The following is a 19,949-nucleotide window of genomic DNA, read 5'->3' on the forward strand; positions in this document are numbered from 1 at the left end:
TGAATAGCAGAATCTAATCTATGTAGGAGTTGACCTGCATAAACAGCATCATACAGCCGTCATTATTGACTGCTGGAGTAAAAAGCTAGGGGAACTAAAATTCGATAACAAGCCGTCTGCCTTTCCTTTGCTGCTCAAGGAATTGAAGAAGTACGTCAAGAAGGGCTTGTCCGTTGTCTATGGACTGGAAGATGTCGGAGGTTACGGTAGAGGTCTTGCCGTCTATCTGAAGGACAATCGTTGCTGGGTGAAGGAAGTGAACGCAAAGCTCGCTAACGCCAGACGAAAGAGCCATGTGACCGTTCAGAAGTCGGATAGCTGGGATGCGGAATGCGTTGCCAAGGTGCTCAGAGACGAGTTGGAGCGCCTGCCAGATGCTCAGCCCGTTGACCTGTTCTGGGCGATAAGCCAGCTTGTGACGCAGCGGAAATGGTTGGCTAACAGTTTAACGGAAACGGTAAAAAAGATGCACCAGCAGATCAGCTATTCCTATCCCAGTTACAAAAAATTCTTCTCTGAAGTAGAGGGGAAAACGGCGCTTGCCTTCTGGGAGACCTACCCTTCACCTTATACCTTGAAGGACATGTCAGAGGAAGCCCTTGCTGCCTTCTTGCGAAAGCACAGCAACAATGGATTGTCTCATAAGAAGGCAAATCAAATTCTTACTCTGATCGACGCAGATGGAGAAACGTATCGGGATTTTCAGGATTCAAGAGATTCAGTAGTGGTGAGTCAAGTGGAATCCGCTCGATTTTTTCAAGAACAATTGGTCAGTCTCGAGGTTAAGATTGAGCATTTAATGCAGCAGCTTGGCTTTCAGCTTGAATCCATGACAGGGATCAATGTGGTGACAGCAGCGCAGCTTGTGGCAGAGATTGGCGATATTCACCGATTCTCTTCCTCCGACAAACTTGCCCGATTCGCTGGCATTGCACCAGTCATCGTAGGTTCAGGTAATAAGTTTCGAAATTGTAAGAGTAAGCAAGGTAATCGGGTATTGCATGAGATTATTAAGAGCCTTGCGATTCGTCAGATTGGTGTCACCCGTACCAAGAGAGAACCAAAGAATGCCTATTTTCATGCTTATTATGAGCGAAAGATAGCAGAGGGGAAGACGAAACAACAAGCAATTGTGTGCTTAATGAGGAAGCTGGTAAACATCATCTACGTCATGATGAAGAAAAAGTCAGCCTACGTGATGCCGAATACACCAGTACAGCAGGCAGGATGATAGAATGGGTGGTAGCTGAGAGTGCTTTCTCAGTTGCCACCTTCTTTATTCAAAGCTCCGCTTTATAAACTAGGATACGTATGAGGGGCAGATTGATAAACCGCTGATTCAGAACCTTTATACTTATGTGCATAATAATCGGCTAATTTACAGTGATCCATCAGGTAATTATTACGTTTCTTCTAATGGAAGTAATATACATGCTGGGAGTTGTTTAAGTACTCTACAAAAATATGAAATATCTGATGTAATAATAGAAGGTATGCCATATATAAAAATAATGGAAATATGCGTGGTTATTATCGAGTTGATGCCTGATAATATGGTCACCAAATGATGAATCGAGTAAACAAACGTTTTGGTAGTTTATGTCCATAGAACAGTATCAAGAATATGTGGATGCAGTACCTCTTGGAAATATGATAGTGCTGGGGGGATTAAGTAGCTTAATGTCAATTACCACGGTACCCGTAACCAACCAAACTCCTATAAAGATATTAAGGATTTGGGAAGAAGTATTGGAACTAAAGGGGAAACTAAAATTCGAGTTATTATAGGAGCTGATGGTAAGATAGACTTCCTATCCGGTAAAGTAACAATAATCTTTCGATTTTCATTAGGTAATGATAAGGAAATTGAGAGAGAACTAGTTTTAACAAAAAACTTTAAACTACTTGCCGATATTGAAGGTGAGCTAGATATCATCATTAACGACAAAGTTTTCTTTTCGGTAAAATCTAATGAAAAAATGAGCTTTTCTTATGAAACAATATCCTTCAATGAAGGTCCGATATTAGAGCTTACACACATAGCTGAGGGAAGCTGGAAAGTTTTCTCTCAGTGGCAAAAGTTCGATGTAAACAAGAGTTTCCTCAAAAGGTTCTAATGAACTCTATTGAAAAAATTTTAGGGGAACTTGAATCGCAGTTCGTAAAGTTATATTCTCTAAGAATTAACGACTTTATTGGTAAGTAAATAGTATGGAGACCACAGATAACTTTGTTCTCTGTGGTTCTTTTTTTGGTGGGAGCTACCCAGTGTCTAATGAATTCATCATTCAACAAATAACACTAATATCCCGTGTATTAACCGTATGTAGTTTCGTCATTTCGGTTGTACGCACATAAAAGCTTGAATTTTATACTCTAAATAACGTTATTCCGTTACATTGAATAGGTCGATTATGGTCAGATGTCACCATGATTGGTCTGTTTTTTGTTTTCTTCATTTTCTCATAGGTTTTTCGAATCAATCGCAACCTTGCGAATAGATACCCGATGGAATCGTAACTTATCTACTGGATCCGACAACTGGAGGGGCGGCGATTGGAAATCAGTCACCGTCCTGATTAATGAAAATAGTCGCTATAATTATTGAATTCTTTTGTACGCACGATGATTACTATTGAGTTTACTCTAAGGGAATAAGAGAAGTCCTTTATGGCCTTTTTAACTAAAATGGAAGAAGCATAAGTAAGCCTCATTGAATAACTTTACGTGGAGAAGTGGGTACAATAGGCTGCCTATGCCAGGCGAATCACTTGCGGTTTACCGCTATTCGCAAGTAATCGTGCCCATAGAGGCTCCGCGTCAAGGGGACATACTAAAGATGGTGTATCTTTCTAGAAATTTCTCGTCTCAAAAAGAGGGATTTTATAAAAATAGTAAAATTGTATAAAGTACAATAACAAATAGGAGTTGTTCAATGCCACCTTATTTTTCAGTATATTATTCTTTTCCGTGCTCAACGTACAATGAAAGTTTTGTCAGTGAGATTTACAATATAATATTTAGCAGATTTCCATTTAAGTCGGGTTATTGGATGTCAGAGAAAAACACGTTAGATGAGATAATAAAATGGAATACATCTAAACTTGCTAAGAAATTCAAGCTGGGATTTGACCAGCATGTACAGCATGACTATAAACAAATTCTTCTTGAGTCGCATTTGTTCAGACATCTTCGTTTATATTGGATGTACGAATCAAACGAAATTGTTTTGCATTTGATTCTTCCTGAAGATGACATCTTAGTAGATGATAAATATTTGAAGTACGACAGTACAAAGTTAGTGCCTCTTCTTAATATTTCCGAAAAGATATGGGACTCTTTTGAAGTAAACACAATTCAGACATATCATGAATTAGGGGCACCGACAAGTTATAAGGAAGTCCTAGACGGTGAGCAACCATCGTCAGAACCATTCAGCATTATTTCAACTGAGGCGTTAAGTCGAATCAAGAATGTGCTGAATGACAAATTCTTAGTTAAGGAATTGAATCGTGGTTTTCTAATAATTCAGAAGGGAATTGGCGTTCAATTTTAATTGAGGTGAGTTTGAATGAACAACGAGGAAAGGCTAGTTGCTGAAGAGACACTCCATCACTTATTTGTGGGTTCGAGTGTTGATGGGATACAATTTGGATTATCCCCCGCGACAACCAAAATTTACTTTACTCATTATGACAGGAATAGTGATGAAGATTTTGTTTATTTGAATGTTGAATCTAAATGGTCAATTTACCCAAGCTCTACGGGTTCATTTCCGAATTCAGAAATCGAAATGATAGATATGACTGAAGAAGAGAAATATTGGAATTTATACAAAATAAGACGTCAGAAAGTAACTCAAATAAGAATTGGTGAAATATCTCCACATTTATTTATCACATTTGAATCCGGTTTGATTCTTTTTATTAATGGGTTTCATGAAAAGTATGAGTGTTGGCAATCAGGAGTTCTTTTTGATAATTTATGGTTAGTAGTTGCATGCCCGGGAAACGGAATAGCCACGTGGACTCCAACGAAAAAATAGATAACTAAGGTGAATACTCCTGCATCTATTTTGATGTTGTCAATAATGCTTAGTCCACACATGTGGAGTATGTAAACAATGCTGAATCATAATATGAGAACAACCAAACTAGCCACATTTGCGGCTCGTTGTATTGAAAATGAAATCCTAATGCACCTTAGATCCTTGAAGAAGACTCGTAAAGATGTATCTCTGCACGATCCAATTGGGACAGACAAGGAAGGTAATGAAATTACTCTCATCGATATCCTTGGCTCCGAAGCTGATGATGTCATTAAAGAAGTAGATCTGAAGATCGAGAAGAGTAAGATATATCGCAACCTAGATATTCTGGATGACCGGGAGAAAGAAGTTGTGGTGGGTAGGTTTGGGCTGGATACAGGTGGAGAAGAGAGGACACAGCGGGAGATTGCTAAGGAGTTGGGGATCTCGCGGAGTTATGTTTCGAGGATAGAGAAGAGGGCGCTCATGAAGCTTTATCATGAGTTTTATAAGGCGAAGCGGTGAGACTGATGACAATTACACAGTAATAATCCATTAATAATAAAACTTGAAAGCGACTTGTCTACGGATGAGTCGTTTTTTGTGTGGATAGGGTTCGCCCTACTTATGATACGGTTCATCGCACTATCTGTAACGGCAAGTTATAAGGCCATCCCTTTCGGGATGGCCCTTCCTGTAAACGTGGTTACTCGAGTACTCTGTCATTTTTAATTGAATTTCTTTTAATTAGTAGTTTCTAGTAATCTGGAAACAATTGCTGCAAACTCTGCTCTAGTAATATCTTTTTCAGGCTTAAATGTACTGTCTGCGTATCCTGTAATAATATTATTGGATGCGAGTGCATCAATGGAATCATAATACCATGCATTTCTTGTAACATCTTTGAATGATGTGTTTCCAGTACCTGTTAGCTTAAAGGCTCGAGTGATTAGTGCCGCTAATTCACCACGACTAATCTTCTCATCTGGACGGAAGCTTCCGTCACTATATCCGTTCATCAAGCCTGATCCGGCAGCTGCACCGATAAACTTATTCGCCCAATGAGTTGGAGATACATCTATAAAGTTACTTTCTTGTCCTTCAAGTCCCATGTAAGTTGCAATTACTTTAATTGCTTCGGCACGAGTCAAACCTGAATTTGGGCGGAATGTTCCATCGGAATACCCCGTCAATAATCCCTTAGCAATTAGTGCGTCAATGCTTGTTTTTGCCCAATGATTCATTGTATCTACAAAACTAACAACTTTCGGCTTATCTGCTGGTGTTATTGTTTCTGCAGGTGACGGTGTTTCTATAGGCGTTGTTATTGCTGGAGGTGTCACTGTACCTCCTCCAGTATTTGGATGGGTTGGTCCATTATCTGTGTTTGGATCAGGATTAGTAGAGTTTGAAACGTATTGAAGTGCTGGAGCAAATGTTGTAAGTAGTCTAGCTTGACTTTGTTGCTCAAGAGCGTAGCTCATGCCTAAAACTTTTGCATCGTCCCATGCTCTACCAACCAGTTGCATAGAGATAGAATATCCGCTGTCATTCGTTCCTACAGGAACAACTACCGTAGGTAGTCCCATAGTAGAGGTTAATACGCCTGTGTTACGGTCTGAACTTAATTGAGAAGCTGCTGCGTCATTGTTATATACGTCGCTAATAAAACCTGCATAAACAACAGCATCAACACCATTCGCGTCCATCCATCCTTTGATAACTTCCTTATAGTCAGTTCTATACTTAATGTAATCTTGTACAGCCTGTTCAGTCATGCGAGTTGGGGTACTATATCCTCTTTGGTTATAGATAAGCACTTTATCTGAAGCTAGTACACTTGCTCCATCAATATAAGGGAAGTCCTTATGCAACTCAATATAACGTGCCCAACCTTCAGTAGATCCATTAATACCTGAAGGACGACTAGGGCCTGATGGTACAGCTGACATTTCAACCATAGTCGCACCCGCTGCTTGAAGCTCTGAGAACTTATCCATCACTGCCTGTCCAGTATCATCATCAGCATATGCAGATACAAAGGATGCAGGAATGTATCCAATTTTCTTTCCTTTCAATGCATTAGCATCCAGAGATTCCTTCCAATCCACTGGACGCTTATGATCTGCATCAGCAGTGACTGTGAAAATATCCTGTGGGTCCGTACCCGTTGTAGCATTCAATATAATGGCTAGGTCAGTTACTGTTTTGGCAATGGGACCTGCATAATCTTGTCCCCAAGTGAGTGGCAGTACACCTGTAGTACTTGCCATACCGTCTGTACCCCGGAAGCTTTTTAAGCTAGCGCCTGTAGTTGGTGCATATAGAGATACCCCTGTTTGCGATCCCATTGCTGCTGCTGCAAAATCAGCTGCAACAGATACTGCAGACCCGCCGCTTGAGCCAAAAGATGTTTTCGATGGATAGAGTGCATTCCATGTTTGCTGCCAGCCGCTTTCACTAAAGCTTCCGCTGTTAGCAAACTCAGAAGTGTTTACTTTACCAATAATTACAGCTCCAGCTTCCCGCAGTTTTTTCACTTGGAATGCATCAGAATCAGGCTGCCAGCCTTCAAGAGCTTTACTGCCACCGGTAGTAGGCATATCCTTTGTATCATAAATATCTTTTATCGCATTTGGAATACCCAATAAATCACCTTTTACACCTTGTGCACGGGCATCGTCAGCAGCTTTTGCTTGGTTAAGCGCAGTTTCAGATACATGCAGGAATGCATGGAATCCCAATTGTCCCTCATCGTATACCTTGATTCTATCTAAATAGGCTTGAGTAATTTGTACAGAAGTAGTTTTGCCATTAATCATATCCTGCTGCATTTCTGCAATGGATTTATTCTTAACATTATACGGCGATGAAGTTACTAATTCTTTAGGTGCAGGAGCATTTGGAATAACCAGATGATCTCCAGTATCAAGTCCCTCTATAGCAGATATATCCCAGTTGCTAATTGAACGAATTTGTGCGTTTGTTAATCCGGTTACGTCTAGCAGACTATTAAGTCCATCTAGACTAGCAACCAGATTTTTTAATCCTTCTTCACCAGCTTCTCCAACTTGTACATAATTTACTAGGGACTTCGACTCACCCGGCCTAATATTTAATGTGTTAATGAACCCATAGAAATTCGCTTCATTTCCATGCTCAGCTAAGGGTATTGTGAATGGATCCTGTTGCTGATTACCTAGACCGGTTAATCCATTATCAAACGGCTTTGGAGATCCCACTGCAACGCCTAGCGGCTTATTGTTTTTGGCGCTACTATCTACAACAATCCATGAATCATCTGTAGTTACCTTTAGATCGCCTGAATAGGTTGCCTTAACTACTGAAGCATTTGTTGTTGTACCATATCCTAAAGAGCCACCGAATGATACATCAACTTTTATTGCCACATCATTTTTATTAGTGAAAGTATCAAAGAATCTCGTTCGATTATGAATAGTATCCACATACACCTCACGTGTTACAGTTACATTTCCTAGATTTACAGATTGAGCCGAAGTAAACTTATTAACGCCGTCATATTTCAAGTCAAACCCACGCATCATTTGACCATTCATCAGTGGAGCTGAAGGCGAGGACACTTTAACAAAGATATTGCCGAAACCTTGTACTTGTGTAGCACCAACTGTACGTAAACTTCCTGTGTCTAAGCTAGGAGCAAAGACATCGTGAATCTCCCATCCCACTTTCTGAAGTAACTCTAGTTAAAGCGTCAGCTGTTTGGAACGGAATTACACTCGTAGCAATAACAGATAACACAATTGAAGTAGCTATAAATTGCTTTTTACTCCAATTTTTTTTTGCTGGTGAATATTCAGATCGGGTGGAACCAGAATGCTCTCTTTTAGTTTCACGTAGACGTTTGAACTTATTCATGTGCGTAATCTCCTTTTCCTGTATGTATTTTATTATTTAATGTTGGGAAATATAACACTAGTATTTGTTTCAGTCAATGAATATTATGATTTTAATATATTTTAAGTTTGTAAAAAGAAAAAAACGGCTCTTTTAATTATTTAATGTAATGTATATGTAAACTATTATGTTAAATATATTACATTTTATGATAGTTTTTGGAGAATCCATAGGATATTGAGTATCATCATCCGGCTGCATCACCAAAAACCTTGAATTTTACTTAACTTTATGTGAATTTGACGAAATGAAAAAGAAAGGAACAGCTAAAAATTAACGGAGAATATTATGTTTTTCATTTCATGAAAGTGGAAGATTCTATATCGGAGTATGGCATAAAGCAGAATCACTGATGATTCCAGATGCATAGCCGCAAGATCACTAATGGGCATCCTGAAAAGAGTGAAGTTTCTGCTGGGAAAGAAGCCATAAGAATAGCCAGATAGTGTATCTGGAATAAGTGGGATTTCATTGTGGAAACCATTTTATCGGGTGGTAACGTTATAAGGCAGATTAGGATGCAAAGGAACAAGGCTTTGAAATTATTGTGTTTTATGTGGGACTAGCAGATGTTCGGCTAAATATTGAATGTATCGCTCTACGTGTGAAAAACGGTGGCTATCATATTGAAACCGAGGATATTGTTAGACGCAATTTAACAAGTATGAATAATCTGATATCTCACTCAGAGTTGATTGATCAAGTAAAGTGTTATTTAAATGGATTACCAGGATGTACACAAGAAATCAATCGGAAACTACAAATTAAATATAATATGCAAAAGGAAACCAATTCGAATCAGAATCGATCGTAATTGGTTTTATTTTTTGACATCACATCATGTCCACAACCTCAAGAAATTCGATAACACTGGGGAGGACATGGAGGATCTGATCTCCATTGGCACCATCGGCCTGATTAAAGCTTTTGAGAGCTATCGTCCAAACAAAGGAAGCAAACTAGCCACATTTGCAGCACGTTGTATTGAAAACGAAATCCTTATGCACCTGCGTTCGCTCAAGAAAACACGTAAAGACGTATCCCTGCATGATCCAATTGGGACGGACAAAGAAGGGAATGAAATTACACTTATCGATATCCTTGGTTCCGAAGCTGATGATGTCATTAAAGAAGTCGATCTGAAGATCGAAAAGAGTAAGATATATCGTAACCTTGATATTCTGGATGACCGGGAAAAAAGAAGTTGTGGTTGGGCGGTTTGGATTGGATACAGGTGGAGAAGAGCGGACACAGCGGGAGATTGCCAAAGAGCTGGGGACCTCGCGGAGTTATGTTTCGAGGATAGAGAAGAGGGCGCTCATGAAGCTTTATCATGAGTTTTATAAGGCTAAGCGGTAAACTCATAATTACAAGGTAGTATCCGTTAACCGGCATACATAGAAAGCTTCAAGGACCATATTAGAATTTTTTAGAGAAGATATAGTTCAGCGAATTTTGGTATTAAACCAACTCATAAAAATACATGAGAAAGGGAGAGGGTAAATTGTTAAGTGGTGCTCTGAAGAGTACATATATCCAGTCATCTTTTGCGATTATCTTGGGTATTGGGCATATTGCATTTTGGCTGTGAAGATATTTAGCTGTTGTTGCAATTAAAAAGAAAGGTACGGAAATCTTTAGTTAAATACAACACAAAAGCTTATTAAATATAACTAAATTTGAGTATCAAGCGAAATGAAAAACCACTTATGCTCGGAAATCCCAAGCTTGCTTAAGTGGTTAATCGTGCTTTTGAATCTTATAACAACCTTAAGTTGTCGGGTTCAATGCCCCTTGATACTCATCCATTAAATTGTCGATAATCTGCTGTACGGACAAAATCTCTTTAATCTCATGAACTCTGGACCCAGCAAAAACCAATCCGTTCTTAACATCTCCTCTAAGGGAAGTGAGCAGGGATTCCATTGTACAGAAGCGATGTGAACAAACCTTTAGACAATTATAGCATTTGACTATCTTTAATTTGGCATCATCACTGATCCGGTCCGTAAATTCATTCCGAATTGCTCTACCTTCTAGACCCACAGTAGACTTGATCAGGACAGTATCTCCTTGCTGAGCATCTACATACTTTTGCTTGAAGGCTAAGGGAGCATCACACTCAAGGCTAGCCACAAAACGGGTACCCATTTGAACACCAGATGCGCCGATCCGAAGGGCTTTTGCGATATCATCCCCTGTTAGAATTCCACCCGCAGCAATAACAGGAATCGAAACTGCCTCTAAGACTTCAGGAAGGATATCAAACATGGATCTGTCTGTACCTAAATGGCCTCCAGCTTCGAACCCTTCCACAACGACTGCGGAGGCACCAAGTCTTTCGGAAATTCGGGCTAATTTGGCGGATGAAACAATAGTTACGACAGGAGTACCATATTCTTTACCCCAAGCATAAATATCTCTAGAAATTCCGGCTCCGGAAATAATAAAGTCAACCTTTTCCTCCAAAGCAATCTTCATTTTTTCGGCAAAGTCCTTCACTGCGAATAGTACATTCACACCGATGTAGCCATTCCCTTTAGAGAGTTCTCTTGTTTTGCGAATATGCATTCTCAGCTCATCAGGAGTGATCCCTGTACCAGAGATGGTGCCGATCCCGCCTGCATTGGCTACAGCAGCGGCTAGTCCACTTAAGGATATGCCTACACCCATTCCACCTTGAATAACAGGAACTCTCGATTTAATATGTCCGAATTGGATTGTTGGAAGTTTCAATTACACACCTCTTTTGCAAGTTGTTGACATTATTAATACTCCTCTAGAGTAATAAGATATATCGTAACACAGCTAATTCTTTCCCGGATGTGACTGTAAACATGCTCAAACTATGTTAAATATCATGTCTTTCAACTGTTTTCTTTAAGTTGTTGATATCAAGTGAAAATTTAAGAAAACGAAGTGACTATTAAAAAAAGGACAATGAATAACAAAAAAAGAGCCATCCATCCGGTAAAACCTTCATACTTCTATCAACGCTTTTCTATCAAGAAAGTGGATTTTGACATCGTATCGTGTCCACAACCTCAAAAATTCGATAATGCCGGAGAAGACATGGAGGACTTAATCTCCATCGGAACCATTGGTTTGATTAAAGCCATCGAGAGCTATCGTCCGAACAAAGGAACCAAACTGGCCACATTTGCAGCACGTTGTATTGAAAACGAAATCCTAATGCACCTTAGATCTTTGAAGAAAACACGTAAAGACGTATCCCTGCATGATCCAATTGGGAAAGACAAAGAAGGTAATGAAATTACACTTATCGATATCCTTGGCTCCGAAGCTGATGATGTCATTAAAGAAGTCGATCTGAAGATCGAGAAGAGTAAGATATATCGTAACCTCGATATTCTGGATGACCGGGAAAAAGAAGTTGTCGTTGGGCGGTTTGGATTGGATACAGGTGGAGAAGAGAGGGCGCAGCGGGAGATTGCTAAGGAGTTGGGGATCTCGCGGAGTTATGTTTCGAGGATAGAAAAAAGGGCGCTGATGAAGTTGTATCATGAGTTTTATAAGGCTAAGCGGTAGGGTCTTAGATAATAACTAAATAATCACTATTGAGTGTTTTAGAAGCGACTTGCCAATAAGGGAGTTGCTTTTTTGTTAAGAAAAGTAAAGAGCAGTGAAAGTGATGATATTTCAATGTAGAGACGGACTAATGGGTTTAATAATCAAAGTTTAACAGTCGAACCGAAGGAGATATTAAAGCTCAAAAAGAATGGGGATTAGGCAACTTGTTGATGAGATCTCTAAGAGGATTGTTTAACATAAAAATGGACAGCATGTACTTGCTTTATCAATAATGTGGAATTAACTAGATATATATGTAAAAATAATTAATTTCTTTTATAATGTTCATTTGAGGTAAGAGGTTCGCTTGAGAAGAAATTCAGAAGACCGGTAAGAACAAAGACCAAAAGTATTAATAAAGAATTTATTAGTATTGGAGTTCCCGGAAAAACAACACAAGTCCGGAGAATGAATCCGGATTGTGTCGATTATAAAGGGCTGGATGAATGGAAGCCGCTATAGCTGGTGGAAGACTCACGTATAATCAGCTGAGGCGGAATAATAATTCTGGTAGGTTCTGACTGATCGCCGTTGATTCGTTTGAGCAGCAGCTTGGCAGCCTCGCTTCCCCATTTATCCTGGAATACGGAAACGCTGCTTAGACCAGGCTTGGCAGTCTCCGTTTCCTGTACATTGTCAAAGCCAACGATGGCCATATGTTTCCCAGGCGTACGTCCTTGCAACTGCAGGCCGATCATGGCGCCCAGGGCAATGACATCATTGTTGCAAAAGCAGGCGGTTGGCGGATTGTTTAACTGCATCGCCTCTTGCACAGCGCGGGTGCCGCCGTCACGGTTGATCGGGCTTGTAATGATTAGAGCGGGATCGATCTCCAATCCAAATTGCTGCAGGGCTTGGCAGTAACCGGCAAAACGCTCCTTGTAGGATGTGTTTCCCTGAGGGCTGCCGCCCAGATAAGCGATGCGCCGGTGCCCTTGCTCGATGAGATGGCGCACGGCCATTTCGGCTCCCAGCCGATAATCCGTCCCGACATAGTCGGTATTCACGGTATCAACCTCACGTCCAATCAGCAGCGTGGGGATGTTTAGATTTTGCAATTTGGTGAACAGGGCGGGCGATGTAGAGGCGACAGGAGTCATAATAATGCCGCACACACGGTGCTCAAGCATTGTTTCCAGCACACGCTCCTGCTTTTCGGTTGATTCAAAGCTCATGCCCAGCAGCACATTGAACCGCTGTTCGTATAGAACATGCTCAATATGCGTCAATATATGTGGATAAAACGGATTTTCGATATCAGTGACAATAACGCCTATCGTTGAGGAACGCTGTAATCGAAAGCTGGCGGCTACGCGATCATATACATAGCCGAGCTTTTCCATGGAGTCCAGCACCTTTTTGTGTGTACTAGGTTTAATGGATTTGCTGCCGCGAACGACAAGAGAGGCGGTTGCTCTCGAAACGCCGGCATCATCGGCAACATCTTGTAGTGTAACTCTTTTTTCTCTAGAAACCACAAACTTTTCCTCCTCTCAACTACCTTCCAGTATATCATAATTCATTTGACAGAAAGGTTTAAAAATAGTGTTGACAGGCTACTGTAGAGCTGATAACATAAATCAAAGTAAACTGATAGGAATTGTTTTAGGTTGAAATTAGATCGATCTAATTTATTTAGAAAAAGCATTTTCTGGGTGCATGAAAGGAGTGGATAGGATGGTCGGACAACTGGAGGGCAAACCTACGGAGCTTGTCGGTTCAGGCATAGAAATTCGTGATTTATTTAAATCATTTGGAGGTAGGGAGGTTTTGTCTGGTATTAATGTCAACATTACGGACGGGGATATTTTCGGACTTGTTGGGGTGAGCGGCGCGGGCAAGTCAACGCTTTTGCGCTGTATCAACGGTCTGGAGACCTTTGACCGCGGCAGCTTGCATGTCAACGGAGTTGAAATCCGCAGCATGCGGGGAGCAACACTACGCAAGTTTCGCAGCAATATCGGCATGATCTTTCAGCATTTCTCTCTGCTGGAGCGAAAAAATGTGTATGACAACATTATGTTTCCAATGAAATGCTTTGGCTACAATAAAGCGGTGGCTGATGCGCGCGTGAAAGAGCTCCTGCAGCTCGTGGAATTGACGGACAAGGAAAAGGCACTGCCGCGCGAGCTTTCCGGCGGACAGAAGCAGCGGGTTGCCATCGCCCGGGCGCTTGCTATGAACCCACGCATTCTGCTTTGTGATGAAGCGACAAGCGCACTTGATCCCAACATCACCAAATCCATTCTGGGTCTGCTCAAAAAAATTAACAAAGAGCTTGGCATCACCATTGTCATTGTGACGCATCAAATGGAAGTGGTAAAAGAAACTTGCAACAACATCGCGGTGCTCAGCAAGGGTCAGTTGCAGGCTGCCGGAGCGGTGCAAGATATCTTCCTGGAAAACTCCGGTCATCTGAATGATTTCCTGGGCGCACATGAAGTGAAAACTGGCGAGGATAACATTCTGTTTGAGCTTATTCAGCGACCAGGTCAGGAAGACATGCTTTCCCGCTTCGCCTTGTCAACAGGGGTGCCGTTTGAAGTTGTATGGGGCGGACTGGACCGTTATGTGGACAGTATCGCGGGGTCGTTCACCTTATCGGTCAGCAGGCAAGATTTTGACAAGGTCAGGGCCTATCTGGAGCAGAGCGGCATGGAATGGAGGAATTTGTAATGTATCAGTACGATTACCAGACTCTGCTCGATAAAATCATTTTTCCGGGGCTGCGCGATACGCTGATTATGTTGGGCGGCACCGTTGTGACCTGTACCCTGTTCGGTTTCATCTTGGCACTCATTCTCATTACTACAGATGCCAAAGGACTCAGGCCCAACCGAGCAGTCTACGAGACCTTCAGCGCCATCATTAATGTGCTGCGTTCTGTACCCTTTATTATTCTCATTATTACAATAATTCCGTTAACTCGCTTTGTTGTGGGGACGACCATTGGTACAACAGCTGCCATTTTCTCCATTACCATTGTAGGCTCTCCGTTACTGGCGAGATTGCTGGAGGGCTGCTTTAAGGAGGTGAATCCGAGTCTGATCGAGGCTGCTAGGTCATTTGGCGCATCCGATTGGCAAATAACATTTAACGTTATTGTCAGTGAGGCGATTCCATCCATCATTTCAAACTTAACGATTGGTTTTATTTCGTTGCTGGGCTTTACAGCTATGGCAGGGACCGTTGGAGCCGGCGGGCTGGGGGCAGTTGCGCTTTCCTATGGCTACCAGAATTTCAATGACACGATTATGTACACAACCGTTGTTATTTTAATTGTTATTGTTCAATTTATACAACTGGGCGGGAATATGTTGTACCGCAAGTTGAAATAAAACATCAGAAATGAGGGGTTTTACATGAAAAAACAGGCAACTGCCAAGCTGATTCTGATCATGACCACTGTCATTGTGCTGCTGGTCGGATGCTCTCAGTCATCCAGCTCATCCTCCGACGCACAATCGGATGCAAAGTCCCAAAAAATTGTGATTGGCGTGATTGCCAGGGAGCAGCCGGATATTGATTATGTGGCCGAAAAGCTGAAGCCGGAAGGCTATCAAATTGAGACGCAAGTCTTCAATGACAATATTGCCTTGAACAATGCGACTGCAGACGGCAGTATCGATGCCAATTATTTTCAGAATGAAAAATATATGAACAGCTTCAATGAAAGCAACGGTACAGAGTTGGTCGCTTATGGCCCGAATATTTATACAACACCGGTGCTGTTCGTATCCAAGAAATACAAAACTGTGGATGAGCTGCCGCAAGGAGCTAAGATCGGCATTGCCAACGATTCCGCCAACAGGGCGCGAGAACTGCAACTATTGGCGGACAATGGGCTAATCCAATTGCGCGAGGGTATTGACCTGCCAACAGTACTCGATGTTGTCGAGAACAGCAAGAAGCTCGAATTCGTTGAAATTGATCCGCGCAGCCGCGTAGGGGCTTTTGCTGATCTGGACGCCATGACTGCGCCGGCTATTACGGTAGCTCAAATGAATGATCCCCAGGTGACGATTGATACGGCGCTGCTACAGGAAACACCTGAGGTGTACAAACAATATGGCGGTATTTTGCTGGCTATTAAGAAAGGAACTGAAGAGAAGAATAAGGAATGGCTGGATGCTATCGTATCGGTGATGACTTCGAAAGAATATTCGCAATGGCTGCTGGATACGTACAAGGGAGTCAAGAAACCGTATAACGAATAATGCATCCTGAGTAATGGGAATGCGGAAATAAGCAAAGCGTTTGTCTGAAAAAACTAACTATAATGATAAAGGAGTGCTGAACCATGGCAACTGTATTGGCATACGCAACGACATCTCTGAAGGAAGAACAAAAGACAAAATTGGTAAGTGAGTTGGGCACGGCAGTAACAACGGGTCTTCGCCTGCCTCCGGAGCTAAGAACTATCTCCTGGATCGAACTTCCACAGGCATCGACAACACCTAAGGACTTTTATGAAATTACATTTTTTGTATACACCGCACCTGGAAAACCAGTTGAGGCGAAGCGGGACTTGGTTCGTAATCTGCAGGAGACTACGGATCGGGTGCTTTCCGGCTTGCAGGTAAAAACGATTGTCATCATTAAAGAACACGCCGATGAAAATGTGGGTGTGGGTGGGCAGCTCCGGCTGGATATTGTTGCTGCACAGGCGAATCAATAAAGTGGGAGGATACAGTCACGATGAGATATAAGGAGATTGGACAGAGCGGCATACAAGCCTCTGTCGTTACTTTCGGCGCTTTCGGTATTGGTGGAGGATTCCAGTTCCCAGATACCAATGATACGGAATCGATTCGCGCCATTCATGCCGCGCTGGATCTGGGCATCAATATAATTGATACTGCCCCGGTTTACGGCTTTGGGCACAGTGAGGAAATCGTTGGGCAAGCGATCAAAGGCCGGCGGGATAAGGTCATTATTTCGACAAAATGCGGCTTGTGGTGGGGTGACGAGGAAGGCAGTTATCGTTTTACCTGGGACGGGCATAGCGTGAAGCGGAATTTGAGCCCGCGAACGATTCGCATGGAGGTGGAGCAAAGCCTGAAGCGGTTAGGGACGGATTATATCGATATTTACTATACACATAATCCGGCGATGGAGCCTTTTCTAACACCAATTGAAGAAACGATCGAGGTGCTGATGCAACTGAAGCAGGAAGGCAAGATTCGCGCCATAGGCGCGTCCAATTGCGAGCCGCATCACGTGCAGAGCTACATCGATTATGGTGAAATCTCAATCGTGCAAAAAAAATTCAATATGCTGTCCAGAGAACCCGAGCAGGCGATCCTGCCTCTGTGCAACGAGCACCAGATTAGCTTCCATGCGTATTCGCCGCTGGCGCAAGGGTTACTGACAGGACATATTCGGCCTGATCATGTGCTGGAGCCGAACGATCCCCGCCAGAACGATGCCTGGTGGCATGGACGCAACCTGAAGCTGGCCACTGAGTTTGCCGGCGGTCTGGTTGAGATCGGAAGTGAATATGGGGTTAGCGCCAGTTCTATTGCCGTAGCCTATTTGTTGAACAAGCATGCCAATGTCAATGTGATTTGCGGCATTCGCAAGGAAAAGCACCTTCATGAGAATATTGCCGGTGCCGAGGTAGTACTGCCGCCAAATGTCATAGCTGAGCTGGATTTCCGTCTACAAAAGCTGGAACTTGCAGCCGAGCTGTAAACCTGAAAGGGGTGAGCGATTATGACCAGTATGGAGCTGGACAAGCAGGTTGAACAGTTTCTAGCCGATCATCAAGCGGCGATTCTCGAAGATATCAAACGTCTGATTCGTGTGCCGAGCGTGGGCACCACCTTTCATCCGGATAGCCCGGAGCCTTTTGGTGCCGAATGCGCTGCTGTATTGCGTGAGGCGGAGCAGTTGGCCGCGCGGGAAGACTTGTCGGTAACGGCTTTTGCTGGCTATGGCATTAAGGTGCAGCTGGGAGACAGTGAGGAAGGCATCGGCTTGTTCGCCCATCTGGACGTGGTGCCCGCAGGGCGGGGCTGGAGCTTTCCGCCCTTCTCCCCGTTCGAGAAAGATGGGTTTCTATTTGGCCGAGGTGCGATGGATAATAAATCGGCTGCTGTGCTTGCGCTTTATGTACTGAAGTTTTTCAAAGAGACCAACGTGCGGCTGGATCATAATGCTTATGTATTTCTGGGCGTCAACGAAGAGAGCGGCATGCGGGATATCCGCTATTTCCTGTCCCAGCATCAGTCGCCGTCCTTCGGGATTGTTGCTGACGCTTATTATCCGGTATGCTATGCGGAAAAAGGGATTGTGCGAGCCGATGTGACTGGAAGCGCGTCTGACGACAGGTTGCTGTCCTTTCAAGCTGGCGAGGATTACAATATGGTGCCCGCCGTTGCGGAGGCCCGGTTGCGCGGATTAACCTCATACGAAGTGCAAAACCTGCGGTCGGAGGGGTTTGAAGTCGCGGAGCTAGAGGGGATAGCGGTTGTTCGCGCGCAGGGTAAGGCCGGGCATGCGGCGTTTCCTGCCGGGACGCAAAACGCGGCAAGAAAGCTGGCCGGGGCGCTCCTTACGCATGAGCTGGTTGAGGATGCTGCGGCGCGTGCTGTGCTCACTTTTTTGTCACAAGCGCTGGGTGACCCTTACGGGGAGGGGCTTGGTATCACCCACAGGGATGAAACGGGTCCTACCACCAGCAATGCCGGCATCGTAGCGTGGAATGAGGGAACCGTTCGGATCGGAATCGATGTCCGTTACGGTCTGTCGCAATCCGCGGATGCGCTGCAGGAGCAGTTGGCAGCCTACTCGCGGCAGCATGGACTGTCACTGACTGAGTGGACGGACAGTCCGCCACACTACATGGACAAGGATGACCTGATCATAGCGGCCTTATGCAGGCTTGCCAACAGTGAGCTGGGCTTGTCGCAAGCGCCCTATGCAATGGGTGGGGCAACGTATGCCAGATGGCTGCCGCGCACAGTAGCCTTCGGCCCGCTTCGCACCGATGTACAGACTCCTTTTCCCGAAGGAAAAGGGAGCAGCCATCAGCCGGACGAGGCCATGCGCATCAGCCAGATCTGGGACGCATTCAAGATTTATATTAAGGCAATTGTGGAAATTGACCAGCTGCTGAGTGACCAAGAAGAGACTGGGTGAGGTGAGCAGCGCGGCGGGTTTCAGATAAGAAAATAAATATACACTTTTTATGCCCACGCAACTTGGCTGCCAAGGTTTTTAGCAGACATTAGAAGCTGGGCCTATTTTCATTTTCTGTGATAATAAAAAGACTTGGCTTCGAACTGGACAACTCTTTCTGTTGGGGTGTGGATTTCCATTGGCACAATCGGCCTGATTAAATCTATTGAGTGCTATCGTCCAATCAAAGGAACAAGGTTAGCCACATTTGCTGCTCGTTGTATTGAAAACGAAATCCTGATGCACCTGCGTTCGCTCAAGAAAACACGTAAAGACGTATCCCTACATGATCCAATTGGGACGGACAAAGAAGGTAATGAAATTACACTTATAGATATCCTTGGCTCCGAGGTTGATGATGTCATTAAAGAAGTAGATCTGAAGATCGAAAAAGCAGTGTTCCCTTCAAAATAATGCTCAGTGCTGACCGATCTGCTTATCCAAATCATTGAATACTATCAATAAAGATAACCGTCAAACAATAGAATATATGATATAATGACGTGGTTGTTGCAAGGTGCAATTTTAATATGAAAAATAGGATGGGCAATATGAAGGGTTATCTTTATAACGTTGATAAAAAACGATTGATTATTATGGTTATCGGCAATGTATTTCTGGGCATGGGAATCAGTATTTTTAAGCTGTCCGGCATGGGGAATGATCCCTTTAGCGGCATGGTAATGGCACTTGCAGAGTGCGTCGGTATAACATATGCAAATTTTCTGATCTTGCTGAACCTGGTATTGTTTGTAATCGAATTCATAACCGGACGAAGGTTTATTGGAGCCGGGACTTTTGTAAACGCAATCTTTTTGGGATATATCGCTACGTTCTTTCATAGTACTTGGCTATCTCTGTTGGGCGAACCTCAGCTGTTATGGCAGAGGGTGGTCGTCGTAGCGATTGGCGTGGTGGTATGCAGTTTTGGGGTATCCTTGTATCAGACATCGGCTGTGGGAGTAGCTCCTTACGACAGCCTGTCCCTGATTATGAGGGATAACTTCCCGAAAATATCTTATTTTTGGCACCGGATGTTTACGGATGCGCTTTGTGCTTTGATTTGCTTCCTGGCAGGAGGCGTTATAGGCTTAGGAACTCTAGTGTCCGCACTTGGTTTGGGACCCATTATTCATTTTTTTGATGTGAATTTTACGGAGAAGCTGCTGGCAAAAAAGCGTCCAAATTAAGAAAGGCGGGGCAGATCAATCTG

At 43.2% G+C, this 19,949-nt stretch carries 15 protein-coding genes and 4 pseudogenes; 15 read left to right on the plus strand and 4 right to left on the minus strand.

Features of this window, described 5'->3' with window-relative positions; all coding sequences use genetic code 11:
- Positions 1-16 precede the first annotated feature (16 nt).
- The 5 genes and pseudogenes from PODO_RS06875 to PODO_RS06895 all read left to right on the plus strand — a co-directional run.
- The gene (locus tag PODO_RS06875) at positions 17-1,231 is read left to right on the plus strand and encodes an IS110 family RNA-guided transposase (protein ID WP_169744818.1); all 1,215 of its coding nucleotides are present in this window, start codon (positions 17-19) and stop codon (positions 1,229-1,231) included.
- Between the two features lie 505 nt (positions 1,232-1,736).
- The gene (locus tag PODO_RS06880) at positions 1,737-2,117 is read left to right on the plus strand and encodes a DUF7878 domain-containing protein (protein WP_038569367.1); all 381 of its coding nucleotides are present in this window, start codon (positions 1,737-1,739) and stop codon (positions 2,115-2,117) included.
- A gap of 935 nt (positions 2,118-3,052) precedes the next feature.
- On the plus strand, positions 3,053-3,556 hold the full coding sequence (locus PODO_RS06885; protein WP_244886433.1) for a hypothetical protein: 504 nt from the start codon (positions 3,053-3,055) through the stop codon (positions 3,554-3,556).
- Positions 3,557-3,571: 15 nt separating this feature from the next.
- Entirely contained in the window at positions 3,572-4,045 is a 474-nt protein-coding gene (locus tag PODO_RS06890; RefSeq protein WP_038569369.1) for a hypothetical protein, read from the plus strand.
- Positions 4,046-4,147: 102 nt separating this feature from the next.
- Positions 4,148-4,552, plus strand: a pseudogene (locus PODO_RS06895) (sigma-70 family RNA polymerase sigma factor); the annotation flags it as partial.
- A 218-nt stretch (positions 4,553-4,770) separates the two neighbouring features.
- Here PODO_RS06895 and PODO_RS06900 read toward each other — a convergent pair.
- Positions 4,771-7,734 (minus strand): amidase family protein, encoded by a 2,964-nt coding sequence (locus PODO_RS06900; RefSeq protein ID WP_052096857.1) that lies wholly within the window; start codon positions 7,732-7,734, stop codon positions 4,771-4,773.
- On the minus strand, positions 7,700-7,924 hold the full coding sequence (locus PODO_RS31450) for a hypothetical protein (protein ID WP_169744746.1): 225 nt from the start codon (positions 7,922-7,924) through the stop codon (positions 7,700-7,702). Before PODO_RS31450 ends, PODO_RS06900 begins: the two co-directional genes overlap by 35 nt.
- Positions 7,925-8,808: 884 nt before the next feature.
- On the opposite strand from PODO_RS31450, the pseudogene sigK (PODO_RS30970) reads away from it, so the two are divergent.
- Positions 8,809-9,322, plus strand: a pseudogene (gene sigK, locus PODO_RS30970) (RNA polymerase sporulation sigma factor SigK); the annotation flags it as partial.
- Positions 9,323-9,733: 411 nt separating this feature from the next.
- Here sigK (PODO_RS30970) and PODO_RS06910 read toward each other — a convergent pair.
- Positions 9,734-10,699 (minus strand): NAD(P)H-dependent flavin oxidoreductase, encoded by a 966-nt coding sequence (locus PODO_RS06910; protein ID WP_036675848.1) that lies wholly within the window; start codon positions 10,697-10,699, stop codon positions 9,734-9,736.
- Positions 10,700-11,008: 309 nt separating this feature from the next.
- Between PODO_RS06910 and sigK (PODO_RS06915) the strand changes: the two are divergent.
- Positions 11,009-11,512: pseudogene (sigK, locus tag PODO_RS06915) on the plus strand (RNA polymerase sporulation sigma factor SigK); the annotation flags it as partial.
- A 470-nt stretch (positions 11,513-11,982) separates the two neighbouring features.
- Here the strand turns inward: sigK (PODO_RS06915) and PODO_RS06920 are convergent.
- Positions 11,983-13,032, minus strand: a complete 1,050-nt coding sequence (locus PODO_RS06920; RefSeq protein WP_036675840.1) for a LacI family DNA-binding transcriptional regulator — start codon at positions 13,030-13,032, stop codon at positions 11,983-11,985.
- 199 nt (positions 13,033-13,231) lie between these two features.
- Between PODO_RS06920 and PODO_RS06925 the strand changes: the two genes are divergently transcribed.
- From PODO_RS06925 to PODO_RS06960, 8 genes and pseudogenes are all read left to right on the plus strand, one after another.
- Positions 13,232-14,230, plus strand: a complete 999-nt coding sequence (locus tag PODO_RS06925) for a methionine ABC transporter ATP-binding protein (RefSeq protein WP_051490878.1) — start codon at positions 13,232-13,234, stop codon at positions 14,228-14,230.
- Positions 14,230-14,892 carry a methionine ABC transporter permease gene (locus tag PODO_RS06930; protein ID WP_036675839.1) on the plus strand — a complete coding sequence of 221 codons (663 nt, stop codon included), beginning with the start codon at positions 14,230-14,232 and terminating at the stop codon, positions 14,890-14,892. Before PODO_RS06925 ends, PODO_RS06930 begins: the two co-directional genes overlap by 1 nt.
- 24 nt (positions 14,893-14,916) lie before the next feature.
- On the plus strand, positions 14,917-15,771 hold the full coding sequence (locus tag PODO_RS06935) for a MetQ/NlpA family ABC transporter substrate-binding protein (protein ID WP_036675837.1): 855 nt from the start codon (positions 14,917-14,919) through the stop codon (positions 15,769-15,771).
- Between the two features lie 83 nt (positions 15,772-15,854).
- Positions 15,855-16,232, plus strand: coding sequence for a tautomerase family protein (locus tag PODO_RS06940; protein WP_036675836.1), 378 nt, complete (start codon positions 15,855-15,857; stop codon positions 16,230-16,232).
- 20 nt (positions 16,233-16,252) lie between these two features.
- Positions 16,253-17,248 (plus strand): aldo/keto reductase, encoded by a 996-nt coding sequence (locus tag PODO_RS06945; RefSeq protein ID WP_052096861.1) that lies wholly within the window; start codon positions 16,253-16,255, stop codon positions 17,246-17,248.
- A 21-nt stretch (positions 17,249-17,269) separates the two neighbouring features.
- Positions 17,270-18,697, plus strand: a complete 1,428-nt coding sequence (locus PODO_RS06950; protein ID WP_038569370.1) for a Sapep family Mn(2+)-dependent dipeptidase — start codon at positions 17,270-17,272, stop codon at positions 18,695-18,697.
- A 171-nt stretch (positions 18,698-18,868) separates the two neighbouring features.
- Positions 18,869-19,132 (plus strand): annotated as a pseudogene (locus tag PODO_RS06955) (sigma factor); the annotation flags it as partial.
- Between the two features lie 134 nt (positions 19,133-19,266).
- The gene (locus tag PODO_RS06960; protein WP_235219370.1) at positions 19,267-19,926 is read left to right on the plus strand and encodes a YczE/YyaS/YitT family protein; all 660 of its coding nucleotides are present in this window, start codon (positions 19,267-19,269) and stop codon (positions 19,924-19,926) included.
- The last annotated feature ends 23 nt before the right edge of the window (positions 19,927-19,949 follow it).

The sequence above is a fragment of the Paenibacillus odorifer genome (genome assembly GCF_000758725.1).
Lineage (GTDB): Bacteria > Bacillota > Bacilli > Paenibacillales > Paenibacillaceae > Paenibacillus_AQ > Paenibacillus_AQ odorifer.

Excerpts from the sequence above, each read along its gene's own strand:
- PODO_RS06885 (WP_244886433.1), top strand. The coding sequence starts at position 3,053 with ATGTCAGAGAAAAACACGTTAGATGAGATAATAAAATGGAATACATCT.
- PODO_RS06890 (WP_038569369.1), top strand. The coding sequence starts at position 3,572 with ATGAACAACGAGGAAAGGCTAGTTGCTGAAGAGACACTCCATCACTTA.
- PODO_RS31450 (WP_169744746.1), bottom strand. The coding sequence starts at position 7,924 with ATGAATAAGTTCAAACGTCTACGTGAAACTAAAAGAGAGCATTCTGGT.
- PODO_RS06925 (WP_051490878.1), top strand. The coding sequence starts at position 13,232 with ATGGTCGGACAACTGGAGGGCAAACCTACGGAGCTTGTCGGTTCAGGC.
- PODO_RS06930 (WP_036675839.1), top strand. The coding sequence starts at position 14,230 with ATGTATCAGTACGATTACCAGACTCTGCTCGATAAAATCATTTTTCCG.
- PODO_RS06935 (WP_036675837.1), top strand. The coding sequence starts at position 14,917 with ATGAAAAAACAGGCAACTGCCAAGCTGATTCTGATCATGACCACTGTC.
- PODO_RS06940 (WP_036675836.1), top strand. The coding sequence starts at position 15,855 with ATGGCAACTGTATTGGCATACGCAACGACATCTCTGAAGGAAGAACAA.
- PODO_RS06945 (WP_052096861.1), top strand. The coding sequence starts at position 16,253 with ATGAGATATAAGGAGATTGGACAGAGCGGCATACAAGCCTCTGTCGTT.
- PODO_RS06950 (WP_038569370.1), top strand. The coding sequence starts at position 17,270 with ATGACCAGTATGGAGCTGGACAAGCAGGTTGAACAGTTTCTAGCCGAT.
- PODO_RS06960 (WP_235219370.1), top strand. The coding sequence starts at position 19,267 with ATGAAAAATAGGATGGGCAATATGAAGGGTTATCTTTATAACGTTGAT.